The 22,780-nt window shown below is 64.1% G+C and carries 23 protein-coding genes; 5 read left to right on the plus strand and 18 right to left on the minus strand.

Features of this window, described 5'->3' with window-relative positions; translation table 11 throughout:
- Positions 1–82: 82 nt before the first annotated feature.
- A complete protein-coding gene (locus tag O7A70_RS14295; protein WP_337140905.1) occupies positions 83–1,213 on the minus strand; it encodes a LacI family DNA-binding transcriptional regulator in 1,131 nt (376 codons plus the stop codon).
- A 581-nt stretch (positions 1,214–1,794) separates the two neighbouring features.
- Between O7A70_RS14295 and O7A70_RS14300 the strand changes: the two genes are divergently transcribed.
- The 3 genes from O7A70_RS14300 to O7A70_RS14310 all read left to right on the plus strand — a co-directional run bounded on the left by O7A70_RS14300 (position 1,795) and on the right by O7A70_RS14310 (position 5,512).
- Positions 1,795–2,757 (plus strand): sugar-binding protein, encoded by a 963-nt coding sequence (locus O7A70_RS14300; protein WP_337140906.1) that lies wholly within the window; start codon positions 1,795–1,797, stop codon positions 2,755–2,757.
- A gap of 121 nt (positions 2,758–2,878) precedes the next feature.
- Positions 2,879–4,417, plus strand: coding sequence for a sugar ABC transporter ATP-binding protein (locus O7A70_RS14305; protein WP_027142398.1), 1,539 nt, complete (start codon positions 2,879–2,881; stop codon positions 4,415–4,417).
- 99 nt (positions 4,418–4,516) lie between these two features.
- Positions 4,517–5,512: an ABC transporter permease gene (locus tag O7A70_RS14310; protein ID WP_337140907.1), complete on the plus strand. Its 996-nt coding sequence runs from the start codon at positions 4,517–4,519 to the stop codon at positions 5,510–5,512.
- A 125-nt stretch (positions 5,513–5,637) separates the two neighbouring features.
- On the opposite strand, the gene O7A70_RS14315 is transcribed toward O7A70_RS14310, so the two are convergent.
- The 11 genes from O7A70_RS14315 to O7A70_RS14365 form a co-directional block, all read right to left on the minus strand.
- Complete coding sequence (locus tag O7A70_RS14315) at positions 5,638–5,853, minus strand: hypothetical protein (RefSeq protein WP_337140910.1); 216 nt, start codon at positions 5,851–5,853, stop codon at positions 5,638–5,640.
- Positions 5,850–6,605, minus strand: coding sequence for a COG4280 domain-containing protein (locus O7A70_RS14320; protein ID WP_337140912.1), 756 nt, complete (start codon positions 6,603–6,605; stop codon positions 5,850–5,852). The genes O7A70_RS14315 and O7A70_RS14320 overlap by 4 nt, the downstream gene beginning before the upstream one ends.
- Before the next feature lie 132 nt (positions 6,606–6,737).
- The gene (gene phnN, locus O7A70_RS14325; RefSeq protein WP_337140914.1) at positions 6,738–7,367 is read right to left on the minus strand and encodes a phosphonate metabolism protein/1,5-bisphosphokinase (PRPP-forming) PhnN; all 630 of its coding nucleotides are present in this window, start codon (positions 7,365–7,367) and stop codon (positions 6,738–6,740) included.
- A complete protein-coding gene (locus tag O7A70_RS14330; RefSeq protein WP_337140916.1) occupies positions 7,364–8,503 on the minus strand; it encodes an alpha-D-ribose 1-methylphosphonate 5-triphosphate diphosphatase in 1,140 nt (379 codons plus the stop codon). Before O7A70_RS14330 ends, phnN begins: the two co-directional genes overlap by 4 nt.
- A gap of 35 nt (positions 8,504–8,538) precedes the next feature.
- Positions 8,539–9,246: a DUF1045 domain-containing protein gene (locus tag O7A70_RS14335; RefSeq protein ID WP_337140918.1), complete on the minus strand. Its 708-nt coding sequence runs from the start codon at positions 9,244–9,246 to the stop codon at positions 8,539–8,541.
- A 253-nt stretch (positions 9,247–9,499) separates the two neighbouring features.
- The gene (gene iolB, locus O7A70_RS14340; RefSeq protein WP_337140920.1) at positions 9,500–10,312 is read right to left on the minus strand and encodes a 5-deoxy-glucuronate isomerase; all 813 of its coding nucleotides are present in this window, start codon (positions 10,310–10,312) and stop codon (positions 9,500–9,502) included.
- Positions 10,313–10,524: 212 nt separating this feature from the next.
- A complete protein-coding gene (locus tag O7A70_RS14345) occupies positions 10,525–10,737 on the minus strand; it encodes a DUF3329 domain-containing protein (RefSeq protein ID WP_337140922.1) in 213 nt (70 codons plus the stop codon).
- A 63-nt stretch (positions 10,738–10,800) separates the two neighbouring features.
- Complete coding sequence (iolE, locus tag O7A70_RS14350) at positions 10,801–11,718, minus strand: myo-inosose-2 dehydratase (RefSeq protein WP_337140924.1); 918 nt, start codon at positions 11,716–11,718, stop codon at positions 10,801–10,803.
- A 110-nt stretch (positions 11,719–11,828) separates the two neighbouring features.
- Positions 11,829–13,679: a 3D-(3,5/4)-trihydroxycyclohexane-1,2-dione acylhydrolase (decyclizing) gene (gene iolD, locus O7A70_RS14355; protein WP_337140926.1), complete on the minus strand. Its 1,851-nt coding sequence runs from the start codon at positions 13,677–13,679 to the stop codon at positions 11,829–11,831.
- A gap of 35 nt (positions 13,680–13,714) precedes the next feature.
- Positions 13,715–15,649, minus strand: coding sequence for a bifunctional 5-dehydro-2-deoxygluconokinase/5-dehydro-2-deoxyphosphogluconate aldolase (locus O7A70_RS14360; RefSeq protein ID WP_337140928.1), 1,935 nt, complete (start codon positions 15,647–15,649; stop codon positions 13,715–13,717).
- A gap of 157 nt (positions 15,650–15,806) precedes the next feature.
- Positions 15,807–16,652 (minus strand): MurR/RpiR family transcriptional regulator, encoded by an 846-nt coding sequence (locus O7A70_RS14365; protein WP_027142410.1) that lies wholly within the window; start codon positions 16,650–16,652, stop codon positions 15,807–15,809.
- Positions 16,653–16,804: 152 nt separating this feature from the next.
- Between O7A70_RS14365 and O7A70_RS14370 the strand changes: the two genes are divergently transcribed.
- Positions 16,805–17,914, plus strand: coding sequence for a Gfo/Idh/MocA family protein (locus tag O7A70_RS14370; RefSeq protein ID WP_337140930.1), 1,110 nt, complete (start codon positions 16,805–16,807; stop codon positions 17,912–17,914).
- 75 nt (positions 17,915–17,989) lie between these two features.
- On the opposite strand, the gene O7A70_RS14375 is transcribed toward O7A70_RS14370, so the two are convergent.
- Positions 17,990–18,691 carry a helix-turn-helix transcriptional regulator gene (locus O7A70_RS14375; protein ID WP_337140932.1) on the minus strand — a complete coding sequence of 234 codons (702 nt, stop codon included), beginning with the start codon at positions 18,689–18,691 and terminating at the stop codon, positions 17,990–17,992.
- 128 nt (positions 18,692–18,819) lie between these two features.
- Here O7A70_RS14375 and O7A70_RS14380 point away from each other — a divergent pair, with 128 nt between their 5' ends.
- Positions 18,820–19,455 (plus strand): LysE family translocator, encoded by a 636-nt coding sequence (locus O7A70_RS14380; protein ID WP_337140934.1) that lies wholly within the window; start codon positions 18,820–18,822, stop codon positions 19,453–19,455.
- A 37-nt stretch (positions 19,456–19,492) separates the two neighbouring features.
- On the opposite strand, the gene O7A70_RS14385 is transcribed toward O7A70_RS14380, so the two are convergent.
- From O7A70_RS14385 to O7A70_RS14405, 5 genes are all read right to left on the minus strand, one after another.
- Positions 19,493–20,584 (minus strand): 3-deoxy-7-phosphoheptulonate synthase, encoded by a 1,092-nt coding sequence (locus O7A70_RS14385; RefSeq protein WP_337140936.1) that lies wholly within the window; start codon positions 20,582–20,584, stop codon positions 19,493–19,495.
- 280 nt (positions 20,585–20,864) lie between these two features.
- Positions 20,865–21,107, minus strand: coding sequence for a hypothetical protein (locus O7A70_RS14390; protein ID WP_337140938.1), 243 nt, complete (start codon positions 21,105–21,107; stop codon positions 20,865–20,867).
- 68 nt (positions 21,108–21,175) lie between these two features.
- The gene (locus O7A70_RS14395; RefSeq protein ID WP_337140941.1) at positions 21,176–21,598 is read right to left on the minus strand and encodes a type II toxin-antitoxin system VapC family toxin; all 423 of its coding nucleotides are present in this window, start codon (positions 21,596–21,598) and stop codon (positions 21,176–21,178) included.
- Positions 21,595–21,879, minus strand: coding sequence for a type II toxin-antitoxin system Phd/YefM family antitoxin (locus tag O7A70_RS14400; protein WP_337140943.1), 285 nt, complete (start codon positions 21,877–21,879; stop codon positions 21,595–21,597). The genes O7A70_RS14395 and O7A70_RS14400 overlap by 4 nt, the downstream gene beginning before the upstream one ends.
- A gap of 95 nt (positions 21,880–21,974) precedes the next feature.
- Positions 21,975–22,769 (minus strand): SDR family oxidoreductase, encoded by a 795-nt coding sequence (locus tag O7A70_RS14405; protein ID WP_337140945.1) that lies wholly within the window; start codon positions 22,767–22,769, stop codon positions 21,975–21,977.
- Between the last annotated feature and the right edge of the window lie 11 nt (positions 22,770–22,780).

Here is a 22,780-nt window from a genome sequence, read left to right on the forward strand (position 1 = left end):
TAGCTGTGAGCGCAGGCTAGACCGCAATCAGGATGAAGCCAAGACGCGGGGAGCACGGTGGGACGGAGAAACGGCCGGCGCTTTATGCGATCCCTTTGAACGTCGCCACGCTCTCCCGCTCCACCAGCGGGCATTCCAGCTTGGTGATGGGATAGCGCCCCCTGCCCACCTGCGCCGGCGCTTCCAGCTGCTCGATCGCCCATTGGCCCATCGCCATATGCGGCAGGATCGAGGTGGTCAGCGGCGGGAACAGATGCCTGGCGATTTCCTCGTCGTCGTAGCCGACCACCGAGATGTCGGCGGGAATGTGCAGGCCGGCTTCCTTCAGCGCTTCGTAGCAGCCGATCGCGGTGCGGTCGTTCTGGCAGAAGATGGCGGTCGGGCGCTCCTTCAGGGCCAAGAGCTTCACCGTCGCGGCGTAGCCGGCGCTGGCCGACCAGTCGCCCTCGACGACCAGCTCCGGGTCGAACGGGATGTCGGCGGTGGCGAGCGCGCGGCGGTAGCCTTTCAGGCGGTCCTGCGCGGCCTGCATCCAGGGTTCGCCCGTGATGGTGGCGATGCGGCGGTGGCCGTGGCTGATCAGGTGCCGTGTCGAGCTCTGGCCGCCGGCGATCTCGGAAGGCACCACGGCCGGGAAGGCATAGTCCGACGTGTAGCAGTTGAGCAGGATGACCGGGATGTCGAGGCCGTAGAGGAAGTCGGGCGCCGTGATCTCGCGGGTGAAGATGGTCATGTAGATCAGCGCTGAAATGCCCCGCCTGGTCAGCGCTGAAATGGCGCGCGGCTCCATCACGGCGTCGCCCATGGTCTGCGCCACCAAAAGCACGTTGCCGGCATTCCACGACGCCTGCCGCGCGCCCTCGATGGCCACGACCGCCTCCGGGCTGGTGGCGAGTTGGTCGACGGCAAAGCCGATCACCCCGTCGAGCCCATCAAAGGCGGGTCCATCGACGGCGCCGCCCTCGAAAGCTGCAACCGGTTGCTTCAGCGCCGAAAAGGCGGGAGCGCTGTAGCCGAGCGCCCGCGCCGCCTCGATCACCCGCTCGCGGGTCTGCTGCGACAGGCGAATGCCCGGCGAATTGTTGAGCACGAAGGAGACCGTCGCCTGCGAGCAGCCGGCGGCGCGCGCAATGTCGGTCATGGTGACGCGGCCCTTGGGCCTTGCCGCCGCCTTGCGGCGCTTCCCAATGGCTCGGTCCATCGTCTCGCTCATGCCGCCCCCAACTCCCCGGCCTGTCCAGCCGCGGCCCGCCGGGCCGACAAGATGACGTGATGCTTCCAGTCCAAGGGGACATCGGCCGAACTAATAACTATTATCATCCTCGCGGCCCATCCCGTCTGCAAGCTCAAGCCTCGCAAAATCCGAAGATCGTGCGGCTTCGGCTCCGTGCGATCAAGGAAGCGACGAGTCGGCAAATCGGTCCTTGCTAATAGTGTTTACTAATACAAGGATGCGCTGTACCGTCAATCCATCGCATCCGGCCCGGTCGGGTCCAGGTGTGGTGGGAGCGTCTGTGAATGGCCCGATGGCGAGCGGTATTTGCCTCCGCTAACTTTGTCTCGCATATGTGATATGTCAGACAAATCGGACTATTTACGAATGAAGAATGGTTGTCTAAAGTCCGTGGCCGTGGCTGGGACCGACGCCAGTCTTTTCAGTGCCGGGAACCCTTGGGGAGGAGGGGCGTCCAAGCCGCAAGCGGCAATTCCAATGTGCAAGACAATCCAGTGAGCAAGACATTCTAGTGAGCTAGTCCGGTCAGTCCTGCGACTGACCAAAACGGGAGGTTGAACATGAAATCCTTGATACGCAATGCATCCGTGGCCGCCGCGGCCCTGGTTGTCGGCCTGACGGCGACGGCCATCGCGCGCGCCGACGACAAGCCGACGCTGGCCTTCGTCGTCAACGGCGCTTCCGATTTCTGGAAAGCGGCCGAAGCCGGCGTCAAGAAGGCGCAGGGCGAACTGCCCGACTACACGCTCGAACTCAAATATCCCGAACAATCCTCGGTCGCCATCCAGCAGCGGCTGATGGACGATCTGGTGACCGCCGGCGTCAAGGGCATCATGGTCTCGGCCGTCGATCCCAAGACCTCGACCGATGGCCTGAACAAGATCGCCTCGCAAACGGCGCTGTTCACCACGGACTCGGACGCTCCGCAGACCAAGCGCGTCGCCTATATCGGCTCGTCCAATGTCGACGCCGGCAAGCAGGCGGCCGAAATCGCCAAGAAGGCGATGCCGGACGGCGGCAAGTGCCTGGGCTTCGTCGGCTTGCTCGGCGCCGACAATGCCAAGGAACGCATTCAGGGCATGAAGGACGGCCTCGCCGGCACCAAGATCGAGCTCGTCGACGTGCGCGGCGACGACATCGACCAGGCGCGCGCCAAGAAGAATGTCGAGGACGCGCTTGTCGCCAGCCCCGACGTCACCTGCATGGTCGGCTTCTACTCCTACAACACGCCGCGCATCTATGAGGCGCTGCGCGATGCCGGCAAGCTCGGCTCGATCACCGTCGTCGGCTTCGATGATGATCCGATCACGCTGGGCGGCGTCAAGGAAGGCACCATTGCCGCCACCGTCGTGCAGCAGCCCTTCGAATGGGCCTATCAGGGCATGAAGCTGATGGCCGCCTATCTCAAGGGCGACAAGTCGGGCATCCCGGCCGGCAATCTGATCATCATCCCGACCAAGATCATCGGCAAGGATGATGTCGACGCCTATGCCGCCAATCTCAAGGCGATGTCTGGAAACTAAGGCTACAAGCGAGTTCAGCCGGCTCAACTCGCTTGAGCCGGCTGTTCGCATTGACGAACCCTGCCGGGATCGTCAGTCTGCAGATCGGGCCGTTTTGGCCCACCGGCTGCTGTCAGGCATGATGAATTATTCCGACACATCCATCGCGGCGACCACTCCGTTCCTCAGCCTGGAGAACGTGCGCAAGACCTATCCGGGCGTCGTGGCGCTCGACGGGTTTTCCATGGAGGTCAGGCCGGGCGAGGTCATCGGCCTGGTCGGCGAGAACGGCGCGGGCAAGTCGACGCTGATGAAGATCCTCGGCGGCGTCACCACGCCGGATACCGGCACCATCACCGTCGACGGCACCGCCCATAAGGACCTGACGGTCGAAGGCAGCCTGGGTTCAGGCATCGCCTTCGTTCACCAGGAACTCAACCTGTTCGAAAACCTCGACGTCGCCGCCAACATCTTCTTCGGCCGCGAACCGCTGCGCGCCGGGCCGCTGAGGCTGGTCGACCGCGCGAAACTGCGCGAAATGGTGGCGCCGCTGCTGAAGCGCGTCGGCGCCAATTTCTCCGCCGACACACAGGTCGCGGACCTGTCGCTCGCGCAGCAGCAGATGGTCGAGATCGCCAAGGCGCTGTCGATCAAGGCAAGACTGGTGATCCTCGACGAGCCGACATCGAGCCTGCCGCTCGCCGAGACCGACAAGCTGCTCGACGTCATCAAGGCGCTGAAGGCCGACGGCATCAGCGTCATCTTCATCTCGCACCGCCTGCACGAGATCGAGCGCGTCGCCGACCGGGTCGTCGTGCTGCGCGACGGCATGCTGGCCGGCACGCTGGGCAAGCGCGACATCAACCACGACCAGATGGTCAAGCTGATGATCGGCCGTATGCTGAAGGAACGTGAAAAGGCCTCCGAGGCGGGGCGGGCGCCGGGCGCCGTGGCGCTCTCGGCCAAGGCCGTCCGCACCCCCACCTATCCCAGCCGGCCGGTCGATCTCGACGTCAGGCGTGGCGAAATCCTCGGCCTTGCCGGCCTCGTCGGCTCCGGCCGCACCGAACTGGCGCGGGTGTTCTTCGGCATCGAAGCCAGCCTTGGCGGCACGCTGGAACTCAACGGCAAGCCGCTGGCGCTGGCGAGTGCCGCCGATGCCGTCGCGCAAGGCATTTTCCTCGTGCCGGAAGACCGCAAGCTGACCGGCATCCTGCTCGACCTGTCGATCGCCCAGAATATTTCACTCCCCAATTTGCCGGCGCATGCCAGGCGCTCGCTGGTCTCCAACAGCGCGGAAGTCGCTACCGCCGAGAAGCAAAAGAAGAATCTCGGCATCAAGGCGCCTTCGGTGCAGACGCGCACCGGCACGCTGTCGGGCGGCAACCAGCAAAAAGTCGTGCTCGGCAAATGGCTCGCCATGAACCCGAAGGTGATGATCCTCGACGAGCCGACGCGCGGCATCGACATCGGCGCCAAGGCGGAGATTTACGGGCTGATGCGGGCGCTGGCGGACGCCGGCGTCGCCGTGCTGATGATCTCCAGCGACATGGAAGAGGTGATCGGCGTCTCCGATCGCATCGCCGTCATGCATGAGGGCCAGATCTCGGGCATTCTCGACAAGGATCAGTTCAGCCAGGAAAACGTGCTTTTGCTGGCGGTGGGCAAGCCGGCAAACTAATGCATGCCGCGCGCAAAAGTGACCCTCGGTTTTGCGGCAACGGCATGCATAAACAAAGAGCTGAAGCGCGCGACGCGCTTTAGCTAAGCGGAGACGACGATGACAAAGAAAGATCTCGGCCTGCTGATCCTGATCCTGGTGGTCGGGGCGATCGTTGCCATCATCAATCCGCGCTTCCTCCTGCCGATCAATCTCGCCAACACCTCGAACCTCATCGGTCTGTTTGGCATCCTGTCGATAGGGCAGGCCTTCGTCATCATCACCGGCGGCATCGAGTTGTCCGTCGGCTCCGTCGTCGCGTTGCTCGGGACGCTGTTCATCGACTTCATCGCCGTGCGCGGCATGGGATGGCCGATCGCCATCGTGCTGATCCTGGTGCTCGGCGCCATCATCGGGCTGGCGCATGGCTGGCTGATCACGCGGCTCAAGCTGCAGCCCTTCGTCGTCACCTTGTGCGGCCTGTTGATCTACCGTGGCGTCGCGCGCTTCTACACCGCCGACGGCACGGCGGGCTTCGCCTTCGGCCAGAATTTCCCAACGCTCGAATTCCTGACCGCCGGCCGCTCGTATGGCGTGCCGAACTCCTTCTTCGCGCTGATCGTCATCGCCATCGTCATGTGGGTGGTGCTGCACCGCTCGGTGTTCGGGCGCTATCTCTACGCCATCGGCAAGAACGAGGAGGCGGCGAAATATTCCGGTATTCGCACCGGCCGCGTCGTCATGGCGGCTTACGTCATCTGCGGTGTGCTGACGGCGCTGTCAGCGATCTATTTCGCCATGTATACGCGCTCGATCTCGCCGGCCAGCCATGGCCAGTTCTACGAGCTCTACGCCATTGCGGCCGCCGTGCTCGGCGGCTTCTCGCTGCGCGGCGGCGAGGGCTCGCTGATCGGCGTCATCCTCGGCACGGTGCTGCTGCAGGAATTGCAGAACCTGGTCAACCTGCTCGGCATTCCCTCCTCGCTCAACTTCGCGGTGATGGGTGGCGTCATCCTCATCGGCGTGCTGGTCGACCAGCAATGGGGCGTGTTCCGGGCGCGGCGGCGGATGGTCGATGCCGCCCGCAAGGGCGCGGTCGGCGCGCCGGCGGAATAAGTCCCGCCCGCCCGCAAGTGCTTGTCCTTGCGGAAGAAGTAGCATACCCGCGCTGCGGGGAGCCGAGGGGCTGGCGTGCTTTCATGGCCACCGTCGGGTCATCCGCCCATGCAGCCTTGACTTAACTACCTACCGCCCTCACGTACGGCGCGGCGAACGCTTTGCAAAAGGATGGCAAGGCAGCCGACCAGCAGCAGCCCACCGCCAAGCAGCGGTGGCAGTGCGAGCAGCTTCACCCCCGCGGTAACGGCGGCCACCAGGACCAGCGCCAGCAGCGCCAGATTGCCGTCATCGACGAACATGCCGAAGAATTCCCTGGCGACGAGACGATGGACGTTCATCGGGCGAGCCCTCCGGCTGCTGTCGGACGGGTGCCGCGCAACCAGCGCACCATGGCGAAGGACGCCAGCGCGACTATGGCGAAGATGGCGAGCAGGGCAAGATCGGCGCCCGGCCAGTCGGCGCCGATCCCCTCGCCGGTCCAGAAGATGCCAAAGCTGGTCAGCATCAGGCCGACCACGAATTTCAGCGCATTCTCGGGCACGCGCGCCAGCGGCCGGTGAACCGCCAGACCGACAAGCATCACCAGGATGAAAGCGGCCAACGCGCCCATGCTGGCGTAAAATGTCTGCCCATGCGCGGCGCCGACGGCAATGACGATGAACACCACCTCGACGCCCTCGAGCAGCACCGCCTTGAAGGAGGCCAGTCCGGCGAGGTAGTCGGCGCGCCGATCGGCGGCCTGCCGGTGCAGCGCCGCGGTTTCCTTGGCGAAGGCTGCCTCTTCGTCATGCAGGGCGATGACGCCGACGCTGCGCAGGATGGCCTTTCGCAGCCAGCGCATGCCGAACAGGATCAGCAGCACCCCGACGGCGAACTGCAGCGTCGTGATCGGCACCAGCGCCAGCAGCGGCCCGAACGCCAGCACCAGGGCCGCCAGCAGCGCCAGCGCCAGCGCGGCGCCAGTCAGTGCCGGACGCCAGCTGCGTGTCACCCCGACCGCCAGCACGATGGTGAAGGCTTCGACGACCTCGACCAGGGAGGCGAGAAATGCCGCCGTGACTGTCGAGAGGATGGGTGTCAGTGCCTGCATCAAGGCTTCCTGTCTGGCTCGACCCTGATTCCCGGGGCGAATTCCCGGATCGTAACCCAGAATCACCCTATGCGGCCAGCATCCCCAAGCGTTCCAGTGGCAGCGCAAGCAGGCGGGTGAAGCTGGCCTCGATCAGATCAGGCCCGACATGTCGGAAAAGGCCATTGCCTTGCGCAGCAGCTCGGCGAAGCGCTCGCCGGCCACCTCGCGCGGGCCGCTATTGTCGATCGACGTGACGCCAGGGCCGGACAAGGTCACATTGGCGCTGCGCGCCAGCCGCGCCAGCACTTCGCCGCGCGACTCGCGGCCGCGCATCGCCAGCCGTTCCGCCAGCACCTCGGGCGAAGCGGTGATCTCGACGATCGCCAGATTGGCATAGCGTTCGCGCAAGGTGGGGATGATCGCGCGCGACACGTTGGCCACGGCGACGTGGCCATTGGAGACGGACCAGTCGACATCGGCGGGCAGGCCATAGTGCAGGCCATGCGCTTCCCAGGAGATGGCGAAGGCGCCGTCGGCATCGGCCTCGGCGAAGGCGGCATCGGCCAGCGTATCGTGATCCTCGCTCGCCGCGTCGCTCGGCCTGGTGATGACGCGGCGCACGAACTCCAGCTGCGTCTCGGCGGCGAAAAGCGCCTTGGCATAGCCGATCACCGTGTCCTTGCCGGCACCGCTCGGGCCCACGACAGCGACAAAGACGCCGTGACGGATCGGAAAGGTCTCGGCGGACAGTTCGCGCTCGATCGAGGCCGACACCATCATGCCACCCTGCGTCCCTGCCGCCAGACGGTGCGTACGACCGGAACATGATCGTCGACGCGCACGCGCACCAGATCGGCGCGGCGTCCCTGCTCGATGACACCGCGGTCGTCAAGGCCGACGGCCTGCGCCGGGTTCTTCGAAACCATGGCGACGGCCTGCGGCAGCGAAATGCCTTCGACCATGTCACCGAGGAAGAAGGCCGACTGGATCAGGCTGAAGGGGATGTAATCGGAGGACAGGATGTCGAGCAGGCCGTCGCTGGCCAAGGTGCGGGCCGAAACATTGCCCGAGTGCGAGGCGCCGCGCATGACATTGGGCGCGCCCATCAGCACGCCGAGCCCGGCGGCCTTCGAGGCCCGCGCCGCTTCCTCGGTGGTCGGGAACTCGGCCACCCGCACGCCCTGCTCGATGGCCTCGTCGACATGGGCCGACGTGGCGTCGTCGTGGCTGGCGAGCACGATGCCGCGCTCCTGGCAGGCGGCGGCGATGAAGACGCGGTTCGGTCCGGAGTTGCGTGCCGATTCGTCCATCCGCTTCTCGCAGAATTTCTGGAAGTCGCGATCCGAGAGTTTCAGCTTGCGCTGGTAGTAGTAGGCATAGGTTTCCAGATTGACGAACTGGCGCTGGCCCGGCGCATGGTCCATCAGCGATGCCAGTCTGACCCGCTCGTCGCCGTTGAAATTGGCGAATGCCTTGAGGCAATCCGGCGCTGAAACCTCGCAGCGAAGATGCAGGAAGTGATCGGCCCGCAGACGATCCTGCGCGACGCTGTCCTCGATCGCATCGGCCAGCTTGCGGATGTCGTCCAATGTCAGGTCGGCGTCTTCGTCCATGCCGACGCGGAGCGCGTCGAGCACGGTGGTAATGCCGGCGGTCGCGACCTGCGCGTCATGGGCAAGCACCGCCGCGATCGGGTTCCAGCGCACTTTCGGCCGCGGCGCGTAATGGCCTTCGAGATGATCGGTGTGGAGTTCGACCAGCCCGGGAATGATATAGTCGCCGCCCATGTCCTCGCCGATGCGGCCAGTGCCAGCATCGATGCCGGCGATAAAGCCGTCGCGCAGCACCAGCGAACCTTCGACGATCTCGTCGGCAAGAACGATGCGGGCGTTGGAAAGAACAGTTTCGGCGGTCATTGCGGGTAGTCCTTGGTTCTGGCAGTCGGGTTCGTTCAGGCGATTTTCCGGGCCGGACGGCGTCCGAGCCCGTGCTGGGAAAGCGCCATGAACGGCGCACCGGGTTCGGGTTCGACAAACAATGTCAGCGCATCCACCAGCACGGGCTGGCGCAACACATCGGCGAAAAGGCTGTCGATCGCCGCGCGCAGACGAGGGCTTTCCTGCGGTCCGGCCCGGCCGGACAGGGTCATGTGGAAGCGGAAGGTCTCGAAGACATACGGGTAACCCCATTGGCAGAGATTGCGAAACTCGGCCGGCTTCAGCGAATCCGGACTGCGCCGCTCGATCTCGGCCTCGCTCAACGGCGCCCGAAACCGGTCGAAATCGCGCACGACGTCGTCGGCGAAGCGGTTGAGCGGGGGCAGCGGACCATCCGGCACCAGCGCGAAGAAGCCGTCGATCTGGCTGACGACCAAGCGTGGGATCGTCACGACAGGCGTTGCTTCGGCAAAACGGTCTAGCGCCGCGCGCAGCGAAGCCTCGGTCTCGGTGGCAGCCAGGTGGAAGGGCGCTTTCAGCGTGGCGTGGAAACCATAGCGGCGCGCCGAAGCGGTGTGGAAGGCCACTTCCGCCGCAGACAACTCGGAAACGGCCTCAACAGGCCTGGTCGCGGCACCGAACGGGTCGCGGCCCAGCCAGTTGGCGGCGATTCGCGCCAGCGGCTCGTCCTGCCGGGGAGTGAAATAAATGGCATAACGCATGGGAAGTCCTCGTTAAAGCGCGCCGCGTTTGAAGCGAGGGTGCGATGCGCTTTAAGTCTTCATTGGTTCATATCGTCGTCCCAAAACCGCTACGCACTTTTGAGCGACATGCACTGGAACCGTTGCCATAGGTGATTTCCATGACGGATTGACGAAGCTTTGAAGGGTTTTCGAAGGCAGATCGACCCTCAGGGTCGTTAGCCGACGATTTTTCAAAGCTGGACCAATAGGTTCAGCCGGAAACGCAGGACGGTCAGGCCTTCATCAACCATTCGTGCTCGGGCGCATTGTGGAATTTCCACGTCCGCTTCGGCCCGGCCATCACATTAAGATAATAGAGGTCATAGCCATGGCAGGCGGCACAGGGGTGATAGCCCTTGGGCACCAGCACCACGTCGCCGTCCTCGATCGCCATGGCCTCGTCCAGCGCGCGATCGCCATCCTTGTCGGCGTCGGTATAGACGCGCTGGAAGGCAAAGCCCTGCGGCGGGTTGAGGCGATGGTAATAGGTCTCCTCGAGATAGGATTCAGCAGGCAGGTTGTCCTGGTCGTGCTTGTGCGGCGGGTAGCTCGACGTGTGGCCGCCGGGCGTGATGACCTCGACCACCAGCAATGAGTCGGCGGGCTGGCCTTCCGGCAGTATGTTGGTGACGTAGCGCGTGTTGGTGCCCTTGCCGCGCACCTCCTGGCCGAGATCGTCCGGTCCGATCACCCGGACCGGCAGGCCACCGCCAAGGCCGGGCGCCGAGCACACGCCAAGTTCCAGCTCGGTATCGGCCGTCACCGACCATTCCGATCCCTGCGGCACGTAGACGGACCATGGCTTGCCCTCGAAAGGCGACATGCGCTCGCCGAGCAGGCCGAGATCGTTGCCGGCGGCTGTCGCGGTACCCTTGCCGGTCACGAACACCAGGCAGACCTCACGGTCTTCCGTCTTTCCCGAGGCGCTTTCGCCTGGTTTCAGCCGATGCAGGTCGAAACCGACATAAGTCCAGCCGGCGCTTTTCGGCGTCACATGCGCGACGCGGCCATGGCCCTTGTCGGCTTTGACGAGCAGTTTGGACATTTTGTCTCTCCTATTCCAGTGGCTTGACGGGTTGCAGCTTGTCCAAGCCGACGATTTCACCGGTTGTTCAAAAGGATCATCGCAGACGCCTCAGATTGGTCGAGGTCCTCTCAACTTCGTCATCCTGGAGCGAAGCAGGAGCGAAGCTCCATCGCGGAGACCCCAGGATGACGAAGCGAGAGGCGCTGCAAGCTAATCGCCTACGCGACCAGTCACTCCTTCGGTTCGGGCTCGGCCTCTTTTTCTTCAGCCGGCTTATAGAGATAAAAAAACTGCCAGGCGCCGTAGCCGGCGAAACCGAGCGCGATCACGCCCCAGAACGGCGTGCCGGACGCGAATTCGATGATCGACCAGATCAGGCAGACGGCGACGACGGCGATGCGCCGCCAAAGCGGCCGGAAGAACGGGTGTTCATAATCTTTCATCGTGCCATCCGTAACTCAGCAATCTGTCCTCAGATAGACCGCGCGTCACCGTGAATCCAGCCTTCAGGCACTCGGAAAGCCTTGTGTCTCGACGGTGTAGCCGGCATCCGTCATCACCCGCATCAGCTCCTTGTAGCCTACCTGCGCCATCTTGAGCGGCGGGTTCTTCCTGGGATCCTGCTCGGCCTCGACCACGAACCAGCCTTCATAGCCATGGTCGGCGAAGCGCTGCACGATGGCGCCAAAATCGAGCGAACCGTCGCCCGGCACGGTGAAGGCGCCGAGGGCCACGGCGTCGAGGAAGGACTGCTTCGTACGGTCGAGCTTGTCGATCACATCCATGCGCACGTCCTTCACATGGACATGGCTGATGCGCTTGTGATGGTTGTCGATTGCGCGCAGCACGTCGCCGCCGGCAAACGCGAGGTGTCCGGCATCGAGCAGCAGCGGGATGCCTTCGCCGGAATGGCGCATGAAGGCATCGAGCTCCGGCTCGGTCTCGACCACGGCCGCCATATGATGGTGATAGGAAAGCGACATACCTTGCTCGGCACACCATTCTCCGAATTCCGTCAGGCGCCGCGCGTAGGCTTTCATCTCATCACTGGTGAGCTTCGGCTTGGTGGCGAGCGGCTTGGAGCGGTCACCCTGGATCGAGCGGCCGACCTCGCCATAGACGATGCAAGGCGCGTCGACTGCCTTGAACAGGTCGATCATCGGCTGGATGCGGTCCTTGTTGGCAGCCATCTCCTCGTCGACCAGCGTGCCCGAGAACCAGCCGCCGCAGAGCGTCACGTCGGCGGCCTTCAGGATCGGCAGCATCACCTTTGGGTCGTTGGGGAAGCGGCGGCCCATCTCCATGCCGGTGAAGCCGGCAGAGCGCGACTGGCGCAGACATTCCTCCAGCGACACGTCATCGCTGAGTTCGGCAAGATCGTCGTTCCACCATGCAATGGGGGACATGCCCAGTTTGGCTTTCAAGTCGTCACTCCGGTGCTAAAAACAGTTCAATTCTTGTTCGTTGGAGTCGCCCCCGCCTGCCGGCACCTTCTCCCTGTAAAGGGGAGAAGGGCGGAGCCTCGGCGCCGACATCAATCGCCGATGGTCTGCATCCGCCGTTTCTCATCATAGGCCTTGCGCGCCGCGTTCACCTGGCTGCGGGCGGACACTTCCGGCACCGCCACGTCCCACCAATGGCCGCCGGCATCGGTGGAAACCAGCGGATCGGTGTCGATGACCAGCACGGTGGTGCGGTCGTTCTTCTTGGCCTTCCGCAGCGCGTTTTCCAGCTCGGCGATCGACGGCACCTTCTCGGCGATCGCCCCCATGCTCGCCGCGTGCGCGGCGAAGTCGATGTCGGGCAAGATATCGTGGCGCGAGTCCTTCAGGAGATTGTTGAAGTTCGCGCTGCCGGTCGCCATCTGCAGCCGGTTGATGCAGCCAAAACCCCTGTTGTCGAGCAGCACGATGGTCAGTTTCAAACCGAGCATCACCGAGGTGGCGATCTCGGAGTTCAGCATCAGATAGGAGCCGTCGCCGATCATGACCACGACCTCATCGTCGGGCTTGGCCATCTTGGTGCCGAGCCCGCCGGCGATTTCGTAGCCCATGGTCGAGAAGCCGTATTCGGCATGGTAGGAGCCGGGCGCGCCCGCTTGCCAGAGCTTGTGCAATTCGCCGGGAAGGCCGCCTGCCGCATGCAGCAGCGTCACGCCGGAGCCCATCGCGCGCTGCACGGCGCCGATCACCTGCGCGTCGGAGGGGAAAGCGGCGTTGGTCGAGGCCGTCACCTTGGCCGCGTCGGCCTGCCAGGCTTTCTTGCCGGTGGCCGCATTGTCGGTCCAGGCGGCAGGCGCCTTCCAGCCTTGCAGCGCGGCGCCGAGTTCGGCGAGCCCTTCCCCCGCGTCGGCGACCAGCGGCAGCGCCCGGTGTTTGCCGGCGTCGAAAGGCTGCACGTTGAGCCCGATGATGGTCTTGCCGGACTTCTTGAACAGCGCCCACGAGCCGGTGGTGAAGTCCTGCAGCCGCGTGCCGATGGCGAGCACGACATCGGCCTCTTCCGCCAGCCGGTTGGCGGCCGAGGTGCCGGTGACGCCGACCGCCGCCATGTTGAGCTTGTGATCGTCCGGCAGCGAGGACTTGCCGCCTTGGGTCTCGCAGACCGGAATGCCCGCGCCTTGCGCGAATTTGGCCAGTTCATCGGAGGCCTGTGAATAGAGAACGCCGCCGCCGGCAATGATCAATGGCTTCCTGGCGCCCTTGAGTGCCGCGACGGCGGCCGCCAGTTCGCCACGGTCCGGACGCGGCCGCCGCTGGCGCCAGACCCGCTCGGCAAAGAAGCTCTCGGGATAGTCATAGGCCTCGGCCTGTACATCCTGGCAGAGCGACAGCGTCACCGGGCCGCAATCGGCCGGGTCGGTCAGCACCTGCATGGCACGGCTGAGCGCCGGGATGATCTGTTCCGGCCGGGTGATGCGGTCGAAATAGCGCGACACCGGCCGGAAGCAGTCGTTGACCGTCGCCGTGCCGTCAGAAAAATCCTCGGCCTGCTGCAGCACGGGGTCGGGAATGCGGTTGGCGAAGACATCGCCCGGCAAAAACAGGACGGGCAACCTGTTTACGTGGGCAAGTGCCGCCGCCGTCACCATGTTCAGCGCGCCGGGGCCGATCGAAGAGGTCGCGGCCATGAAGCGACGGCGGAAATTGGCCTTGCCATAGGCGATCGCCGCATGCGCCATCGCCTGTTCGTTATGGGCGCGGAAGGTCGGCAGTTCGTCGCGCACCTGATAGAGCGCCTCACCGATGCCGGCGACATTGCCATGGCCGAAGATCGCCCAGACGCCACCAAAAATCGGCACTTTTTTGCCGTCGATCTCGGTCATCTGACGGGACAGGAAGCGGGTCAGCGCCTGCGCCATCGTCAGGCGGATTGTCTTGCTCATGGTGTTTTCCTCCGCAGTCCTTATGCAGCGCCTTGTTATGCCGCCTTGCGCCCGCGCGCGGCAAGCCACGCTTCGGTCAGTTGTTCGAAGCGCGACGCCATGTCGGCGACAGCCTCCTCATCCGACATCTTGCCGGCCAGCCATTGTTCGGCGGCATGGACGAAGATGGTGCGGCCGACGGCAAAGCCTTTCACGATGGGCGCCTTGGCGGTGGCGGCGAACGCCGCTTCCAGTTCGTCCTGCGGCGCTTCCAGGCCAAGCAGTACGATGCCTCGGCACCAGGGATCGTGCTTCAGGATCACCGCCTCGATCCTGGCCCAGGCGCCGCTCGACGCCTGCGGTTCGAGCTTCCACCAGTCCGGTTTGATGCCGAGCGCATAGAGTTCCTCAAGTGCGCGCGGGATCGTGGTATCGTCGAGCTTGCCATGCTTGCCGGCGATGATCTCGATGAGAAGTTCCCGGCCGACTTTGCGCGCGGCCTCGAACAGCGCGCGCAGCTTCTGCTGCTGTTCTTCCTTCAAGGCCGCCGGATCGTCCGGATGGTAGAAGCACAGGCACTTGATGCAGTGATCGACCGGCCATTCGGTGAGCTGCGAGCCGATGTCCTGCGAGAATTCAAAGCGCAGCGGCCGCGAGCCCGGCAGTTCCACCGGGCGTCCGAGCCAGGCGAAGGGATGCCGGGCGAACTCGAACATCGCCTCGCGGCCATGTTTCTCGTCGATCAGCATACCATAGCCGTCGCGACCGGCGGCGACCTTGGCCGCTGCCTTGACCGCCAGCACCTTGAAGTCACGTATGCGGGCCGGATCGGCGCCGGTCTTGGCCGCTACATCCTCGAGCTGCACACGGTGATCGCAGGCGAGCGCCATCAGCGAGGGGATGTCGCGCCGGCGTGTCGTCGCCCAATGGATGTGGTTGATCGCCTCGTCCTTGCGCAGCGCGCGATGCTTGCTGCCGTTCTTGAGGAAGAACTGCAGCTCCTCGAAGGTCGGATATTCCGGCGCGCAGAGCAGCCGAGACACGGCAAAGGCGCCGCACGCATTGGCCCAGGTCGCCGCCGTGGCAAGGCTTTCGCCGCCGAGCCAGCCACGCAGCAAGCCCGACATGAAGGCATCACCGGCGCCCAGCACGTTGTAGATCTCGATCGGGAAACCCTCGCCGACAATGCCGTCCTCGAGATCGTCGCTGATCGGCCCGTCATAGACGATGCAGCCCATGGCGCCGCGCTTCAAGACGATGGTGGCCGAGGACAGGGCGCGGATCGCCTTCAGCGCGCTCAGGCAGTCGTCGGCGCCGGACGCGATCATGATCTCTTCCTCGGTGCCGACGATGAGGTCGCAATCGGGCAGCACCGTCTTCAACTGGGCCGAGACCCGGTCCGATTTGACATAGCGTTCAAAACCTTCGGCGTGGCCGGCGAGACCCCACAGGTTCGGCCGGTAGTCGATGTCGAAGACCACCTTGCCGCCCCTGGCCTTCATGATGCGGATGGCCTTGCGCTGGGCGGCGTCGCTGTTGGGGCGGGAAAAGTGCGTTCCGGTGACGACGATCGCGCGGGCCGAGGAAATAAACGCCTCGTCGATGTCCTCTTCGGCCAGCGCCATGTCGGCGCAGTCCGAACGGTAGAAGATCATCGGCGAAACGCCTTCGCTCTCGACCGAAAGCAGCACCAGCGCGGTCAGCCGCTCCTTGTCGGTCTTCAGCCCGTCGACATTGACGCCTTCGCGCTTCAGCTGTTCGCGGATGAAGCGGCCCATCTGCTCGTCGCCGACACGCGTCAGCAGTGCCGAGCGCAGGCCGAGCCGCGCCGTGCCGACGGAAATGTTGGCCGGGCAGCCGCCGACCGACTTGGCGAATGAGGTAATGTCCTCAAGCCGCGAGCCGATCTGCTGGCCATAGAGGTCGACGGACGCGCGGCCGATGGTGATGACGTCGAGCGGCGCCTGTCTTGCGTCCACGGCTTCGCTCATTGGAACCTCCCGTCGGTCTTGTCGTCATGGACAACATTGTTTGGGTAACACGCGCGAGCGGCAGCGTGGCGCCGACAATATGAAATAATAATTCCAATCCATAGTCAATATGGAATGAGCATTCCCTAGGCTAAAATTGCCTTGATGGGATGCTCGATCAAGCCTTGCGCTTGCGAACAGCGTCGCGCCGCTTCTCGCCGACGCCGACGGTCAGTGCCATGGCCAGCGCCATTGTCGCCGACAGCGAGCGGAAGCCGGCAAAATCCGCCTCGGCAACCTCGAACCAGACCCTGGCGAACTGGGCGAGCGGCGAGAATGAGCTGTCGGTGATTGCAACGATCGGCACCCCTTGCTCGGCAATGGCGCGCGCCTCCTCGATCGTGGCCGGCGCGTAAGGCGAGAAGCTGATGGCGATGACGGCGTCCGCCGGCGTGGCGAAGCCGACCATCTCGGCATTCAGGCCGGCGGCCGATTCGATCAGCTGGTTGCGGATTTTCAGCTTGCCAAGCGCATAGGCAATGTAGGAAGCCACCGGATAGGAGCGCCGCTTGGCCAAGACATAGATGGTCTGCGCCTTTGCCAGCAGCGAAATCGCGTCTTCCAGATGCGCGTCATCCAGCGTGCGGGAAATATCGTTGAGCGAGGTGCTGGCGGCGGCGATGAAGCCGTCGAAGATCGCCCGGTGACCGGCGCCGCCCTCGGCCTTGGCGCGCAGCGCCTGCAGCCGCTCGTCATAGGAGGAGTTGCGCTCGCGCAGCCGCTCGCGGAACACCTGCTGCAGGCTGGTAAAACCGTCGAAACCGAGTTGCTGGGCAAAGCGGATCAGGGTCGAGGGCTGCACACCGGCCGAAGCGGCGATGCTGGCGGCGGTGCCGAAGGCGATATCGTCGGGATTATCGAGCGCGTAGGCGGCGATCTGGGCGATGCGCTTGGGCAAGCTCTCGCGCCGATCCAGAATGGTGGCGCGCAGTGTCTCGAAGTCGCGAGGTACCTGTTCGTCCATCGTCGCTCTGTTCAGGCTGTCTGGAAGCTCTCTCTGCCCCATCATAGCGGGCCTGCGCAAGAACGCCATAAAAAATGAGGCAGACATTCCATTCCTGGGGAAAATGGACTAATTCATCCACGCAGCATTCATGGCAGCGGAGGAACGAAAAAATGGTCGGCGTAGGTCTTATCGGCACGGGCTTCATGGGCAAATGCCACGCCATCGCGTGGAGCGCGGTCGGTGCGGTCTTTCCCGACGCGACCAAGCCAAGGCTCGTCCATCTCGGCGAGATCAATGAGGATCTCGCCAGGCGCAAGGCCGGCGAGTTCGGCTTCGCCAAGGCCTCCGGCGACTGGCGCGCCGTGGTCAATGATCCCGAAGTCGATATCGTCTCGCTCACCACGCCCAACCAGTTTCATCCGGAGATGGCCATCGCCGTCCTCGAAGCCGGCAAGCATCTGTGGTGCGAAAAGCCGATGGCCCCGAGCTTTGCCGAAGCCGAGGCGATGGCAGCCGCGGCCAAGAAATCAGGCAAGGTCGCGGCGCTTGGCTACAACTACATCCAGAGCCCGGCCATCCGTCACATCGGCGCGCTGCTCGACGAGAAGATCATCGGCGAGGTCAACCATCTGCGCATCGAGATGGATGAGGATTTCATGGCCGATCCCGAGGCGCTGTTCTTCTGGAAGCACGAGGCGACTTCCGGCTACGGCGCGCTCGACGATTTCGCCGTGCATCCGCTGTCGCTGGTCACGGCGCTGTTTGGCCGCGTCGCCAGCGTCATCTGCGACATGGCCAAGCCCTATGCCGACCGCAAGCTGGCGGCCGGCGGGCGCCGCGCGGTCGAGACCTACGATATCGCCAGCGTGCTGATGCATCTGGAAAACGGCATTGCCGGCACGCTGCAGGTCAACCGCTCGGCCTGGGGCCGCAAGGGCCGCATCGCCATCCAGATCTTCGGCTCCAAGGGGTCGATCCTGTTCGACCAGGAGCGGATGAACGAATTCCAGCTCTACCTGACGTCGGACCGGCCGACCGAACAGGGCTATCGCACCATATTGGTGGCGCCGCAGCACAAGCCCTACGACCTTTTCGTGCCGGCGCCCGGCCACAGCCTCGGCTTCAACGACCTCAAGATCATCGAATGCCACGAATTGCTGACGCGGCTTGCCGGCAAGCCGGCCCGGCTCATCGAGTTCGCCGAAGGGCTGGAAATCGAGCGCACCGTGCATGCGATGGCGCGTTCTTACGAGGAAAAGCGCTGGGTGGATGTTCGGTAGAGGCATGTAGCTCGCCGACATGGGAGGTTGCCGACGGTCCATTCGCTGTCGGCCGAAGCTTTCTCGATTTCGTCATCAATGGGCGGTAATCACCGCCGGCGTTTCCCATCCATCGACCCACACCTTCCGCAACCTATCGCCTTCGCCCTTGAAGCTTAACCCGGTCGGCTGGCAATCCTCGATGCGGTCGCTGCGGAAATTGCGGATTGCCTGGCGCAATTCGCACCAGGCGACGATGTTGGCGGTCTCGGCGTAATAGATCAGCGCGATCGGGCGGATCAGGCGCTCGGAGGCACGGCCCAGCTCGTCTCGGTAGGAAAGATCGAGCTTCTCCTCGTCGCGGATGGCGCGGCGCACCAGCGCAAGGTCGATCGTGCCGGCGGAGGGCGCGGCGAAGCCCCAGGCGTGCAACGCATTGGCCTCGAGCGTCTGACGCAAGGGCGGCGGCACCGCGCCGGCGATCTTGGCGCTGACGCGCTTGGCCGCCTGCTTGAGTTCGTCGTCTCCGGTGCGCTCCAGCAGCGCCAGCGACAGCACGATCGCCTCCATCTCCTCGATCGAGAACATCAGCGGCGGCAGGTCGAAGCCGGGGCGCAGTATGTAGCCGATGCCACGGCCACCCTCGATCGGGACACGCATGGCCTGCAGTGCCGCGATGTCGCGGTAGATCGAACGTATCGTCACTTCCAGCTGCCCGGCAATCATTGCCGCCGTCACCGGCCGGCTGGCCAGCCGCAGGATCTGAATGATCTCGAACAGGCGCGATGCCTTGCGCATTTTTCTCACCGGCTGCGATCACAACTGACACACCATCGTCAGTTGGCTCGATCTATAGGATCGCCCATCGGCTTGAAAATCAACAAATTCCTTGGCGGCACGCACGCAGGAGGCGACAGGCAACTGACATGAGCTACGCGGAAAATCTCTGGCTTTTCTTTCTTCTCCTGTTCGGCATCATCGCCGTTCCAGGCATGGACATGCTGTTCGTGCTTGCCAATGCGCTGACCGGTGGGCGCGACAGGGGCCTGGCGGCGACAGGCGGCATCATGGTCGGCGGCATGGTGCACACGCTGAACGGCGCTGTCGGCGTCGGCCTGCTCATGCATTTCGTGCCGATCCTGTTCAAGCCACTGCTGCTTGCCGGCGCCGCCTACATGGCATTCATCGGCCTCACTCTGATGCGCAGCTCGATTACCGTCGGCCATGACGGACCTGCCGGCAGCCGTTCCGCATGGAAGGCGTTTCGCCAGGGTTTCGTGACCTGCCTGATCAATCCCAAAGCCTATCTCTTCGTCCTGGCTGTCTACCCGCAGTTCCTGAAACCGCACTACGGTCCGATCTGGATGCAGGCGACAATCATGGGCCTGCTGACCGTGCTGACGCAGGCCGCGATCTATGGCGGGCTCGCCATATCAGCCGGCCGCAGCCGCAAGCTGCTGGTCGCCAATCCGCGAGCGACAGCATTCGCCGGCCGGGCGGCCGGGCTGCTGCTGTTTGCGGTCTCCGTGTTCACTGCATGGGAAGGCTTGAGGGCGGCGTAATTCCGGTTGGCGCCGCCCCTCCCGCATCTCCATCGTATCAGGCTGCCCCTTGCCGGCTGTCCAGCATGGCGCGGCGGGCCGAGCGGCGCCATTCGACGGCGCCGGCAAGACCGTGCAGCACGGTCTCGGTTGTCGCCCAGTCGATGCAGCCATCAGTGATGCTCTGGCCGTAGACCAGCGGCTTGCCGGCCACGACGTCCTGCCGGCCGGCGACGAGATTGCTCTCGATCATGACGCCGATGATGCGCTCGTCGCCCGCCGCCACCTGGCCAGCGACATCGGCCGCCACTTTCGGCTGATTCTCGGGCTTCTTGCTCGAGTTGGCGTGGCTGACGTCGATCATCAGACGGGGCGCGATGCCGATGCGGGCGAGTTCCACGGATGCGGCCTCGACGCTTGCCGCGTCATAGTTGGGCTGAACACCGCCGCGCAGGATGACATGGCAATCCTCGTTGCCCGTCGTCGCCGCGATGGCGCTGCGTCCGCCCTTGGTCACCGCCATGAAATGATGCGGCTGGGCGGCCGACTTCACCGCCTCGCCGGCGATCCTGAGATTGCCGTCGGTGCCGTTCTTGAAGCCGACCGGGCAGGAGAGGCCCGAGGCCAGCTCACGATGGATCTGGCTCTCGGTCGTGCGTGCGCCGATGGCGCCCCAGGCGACAAGGTCGGCAATGTATTGCGGCGTCGTCATGTCGAGGAATTCGGTCGCCGCCGGCAGGCCGAGATTGTTGACGGCGGAAAGCACGTTGCGCGCCATCCGCAGCCCCTTGTCGATGTTGAAGCTGCCGTCGAGGTCGGGATCGTTGATCAGGCCCTTCCAGCCGACCGTCGTGCGTGGCTTTTCGAAATAGACCCGCATCACGATCTCGAGCCGGTCGGCCAGGGCCTCGCGCAGCGCCGCCAGACGGCTGGCATAGTCAACGGCCGCGACCGGATCGTGGATGGAACAAGGGCCGACGATGACAACAAGTCGATCGTCGGCCCCTGCCAGGATGGAATGGATGGCGTTGCGCGAGGCGGCAACGGTGCGTGTCGCCGTCAGCGAGCGCGGTATCTCGCGCATCACCTCTTCCGGCGTGCTCAGCAGTCTAAGTTCGTTGACCCGAAGGTCGTCTGTGGTGGTCAACACGGCTTTCTGCTCCTGTTAGAGCAATTCCAGGAAAAGTGCGTAGCGGTTTTCCGTCCGGAATTGCGTAAAACTATGTTTGGGAACCTGCCGGCTGACACAAAAAAGCCGCCAGGTCTGGCGGCTGTTCGGATCTTGTTGCTGCAATCTTCAGATCGAGCGCAATCCTCCCGCCGCCAGCGAGCTCCTAAAGTACCAATACGTGGCGGTCAGGTTGATCATGCGGCTCATATAGTGGAAGCGGGGGCGTTTGTCACGCGGCTTGATGAGGCAACGCATTGCCTCAGTTTGCGATGTGCTCCTGGCCCTGGGGGAACCAGATGCCGCGCCGGAGCCAGTTGGTGCTGCCCAAATTTGGCAGGACGTGATTTTGGTCGAGATCGTTCATGCCCTTGATGATCTCGATGCTGACGATTTTCTGGGCGGATCCGAAGGCAAGCTCGAAGAGGTGCAGGGCGTCTGCTTTCGACCGTGCGGTGACGCCGACACCGAGATGACCACTTATCGTGATCCAGTACGGGTGCATCGAGACGTCCTCCTGTAACAAGGGGACATTGGTCGCTTTCGAGGACCGACATGCAAAGGCCGAACGGCTCATGCGGTCCAGGGATCGAAGAGTTCAATTCCAAAGCCTTCGAAATCCCTGGTGTTGCGCGTTGCCAAAGTCAGCTCCTGCGCAACCGCGGTGGCTGCGATCAGTCCGTCCATCGACGACAGACCGCGACCCCGACGTTTCGCAAGGCCCATCAGGTCGCCCCAAGCCAAGGCAACCAGCTCGTCCACCGGAAGAACCCTCTGCTCGAAGCGCTGCGGCAAGTCCCGAGCGAGCCATTCGGCCAACGCCTCGCGTTTGCGGCCCTCATCCATGAGGGCGACGCCGCGCCGGATCTCGGCGATCGACACGACGCTGATGAACGAGCGGTCCTCATCAAGCCCGTCCAGCCAATCCAGAACGCGTGCGTCCGGCGACGGCCTTGTCACCTCGGACAGGACATTCGTGTCGAGCAGCAATCTCACAACGGCAGATCACGCGGTTCGTCGCGTTGACGTTCAAGGTCGAGATCGGCGCCGCGCAGCGGCGACTCCAGCAGAAACTCCGCAAGCGTACCCTTGCGCGCGGTCTTCCGCTGCCATTCCTCGGCCGAGACCACAACCACGCTTGGTTTGCCATTTCTGGTGATTGTCTGAGGCGACGACTGCGCGCGCTCGATAACCTCCGAGAGCCGGGCTTTTGCACCGGCGACTGTCCAGTTGGTGCCTTCTTTGGGCGCAGACAGCATTTCGATCCCCGTGACCATTCTGACTATCTTGACTATATGGGAATAGCGACGCGCCGGCAACAGGGGCCGGCGCTTGGCAGAACTGCTTCTGGACGTGGACTACTCGGTTGTCGCTATTCCGGCGACGATCCCGCGACGCTCTGGTCGTAGTCGACCAGCGATCCGGTCATAACGCCCGATTGCGGGCTGATCATGTAGCTGATCAGCCGCGCGAGTTGGTCCGGCTTGACCAACTGGCCCATCGGCTGCGCGGCCTCGGCCTTCGCCAGCCAGTCGTCGGGCGCATCGTGCCATTTCTTCTGCACGATGTCCTCGCCTTCGGTGTCCATCCATCCGGGCAGTACGGCGTTGCAGCGGATGCGGTTGAAGCGATAGGCGTTGGCGACGTTCTTGGTCAGCGTCATCAGCGCGCCCTTGCTGGTCGAATAGGGCGTCAGGAACGACTGCCCGGTATGCGCCGACATCGACAGCACGTTGACGATCGAGCCGGGCGCCTTCTTCTCCAGCAGATGCGCCACCACGCCCTGCATCAGGAAAAACGGGCCGCGCACATTGGTGTCGAAGATCTGGTCGAAGAGCTCTTCCGATGTCTCGACCAGCGAGCCGCGCGCGGAGGTGGCCGCGGCGTTGACCAGCGCGTTGATGCTGCCGAAATGCGAGAGCGCGGTGGCGACCGCGCGCTTGCAGTCGGCAACCTTCGAAACGTCGGCGCTGATGAAGATGGCGTCGACGCCTGATTTCTTGAAATGGGCGACTGCCTTGTCACCCTTCTCCTGCGAGCGGCCGATGAGCGCCAGCGCCCGGCAGCCCTCGTCGGCCAGGGCTTCGGCAACGGCAAAGCCGATGCCTTGCGCACCGCCGGTGACGATGGCGCGTGTGTTCGAATTGCGATCGGCGGATGCACTCATCGCTCTGCTCC

This window comes from Mesorhizobium sp. Cs1299R1N1, from assembly GCF_037179655.1.
Lineage (GTDB): Bacteria > Pseudomonadota > Alphaproteobacteria > Rhizobiales > Rhizobiaceae > Mesorhizobium > Mesorhizobium salmacidum.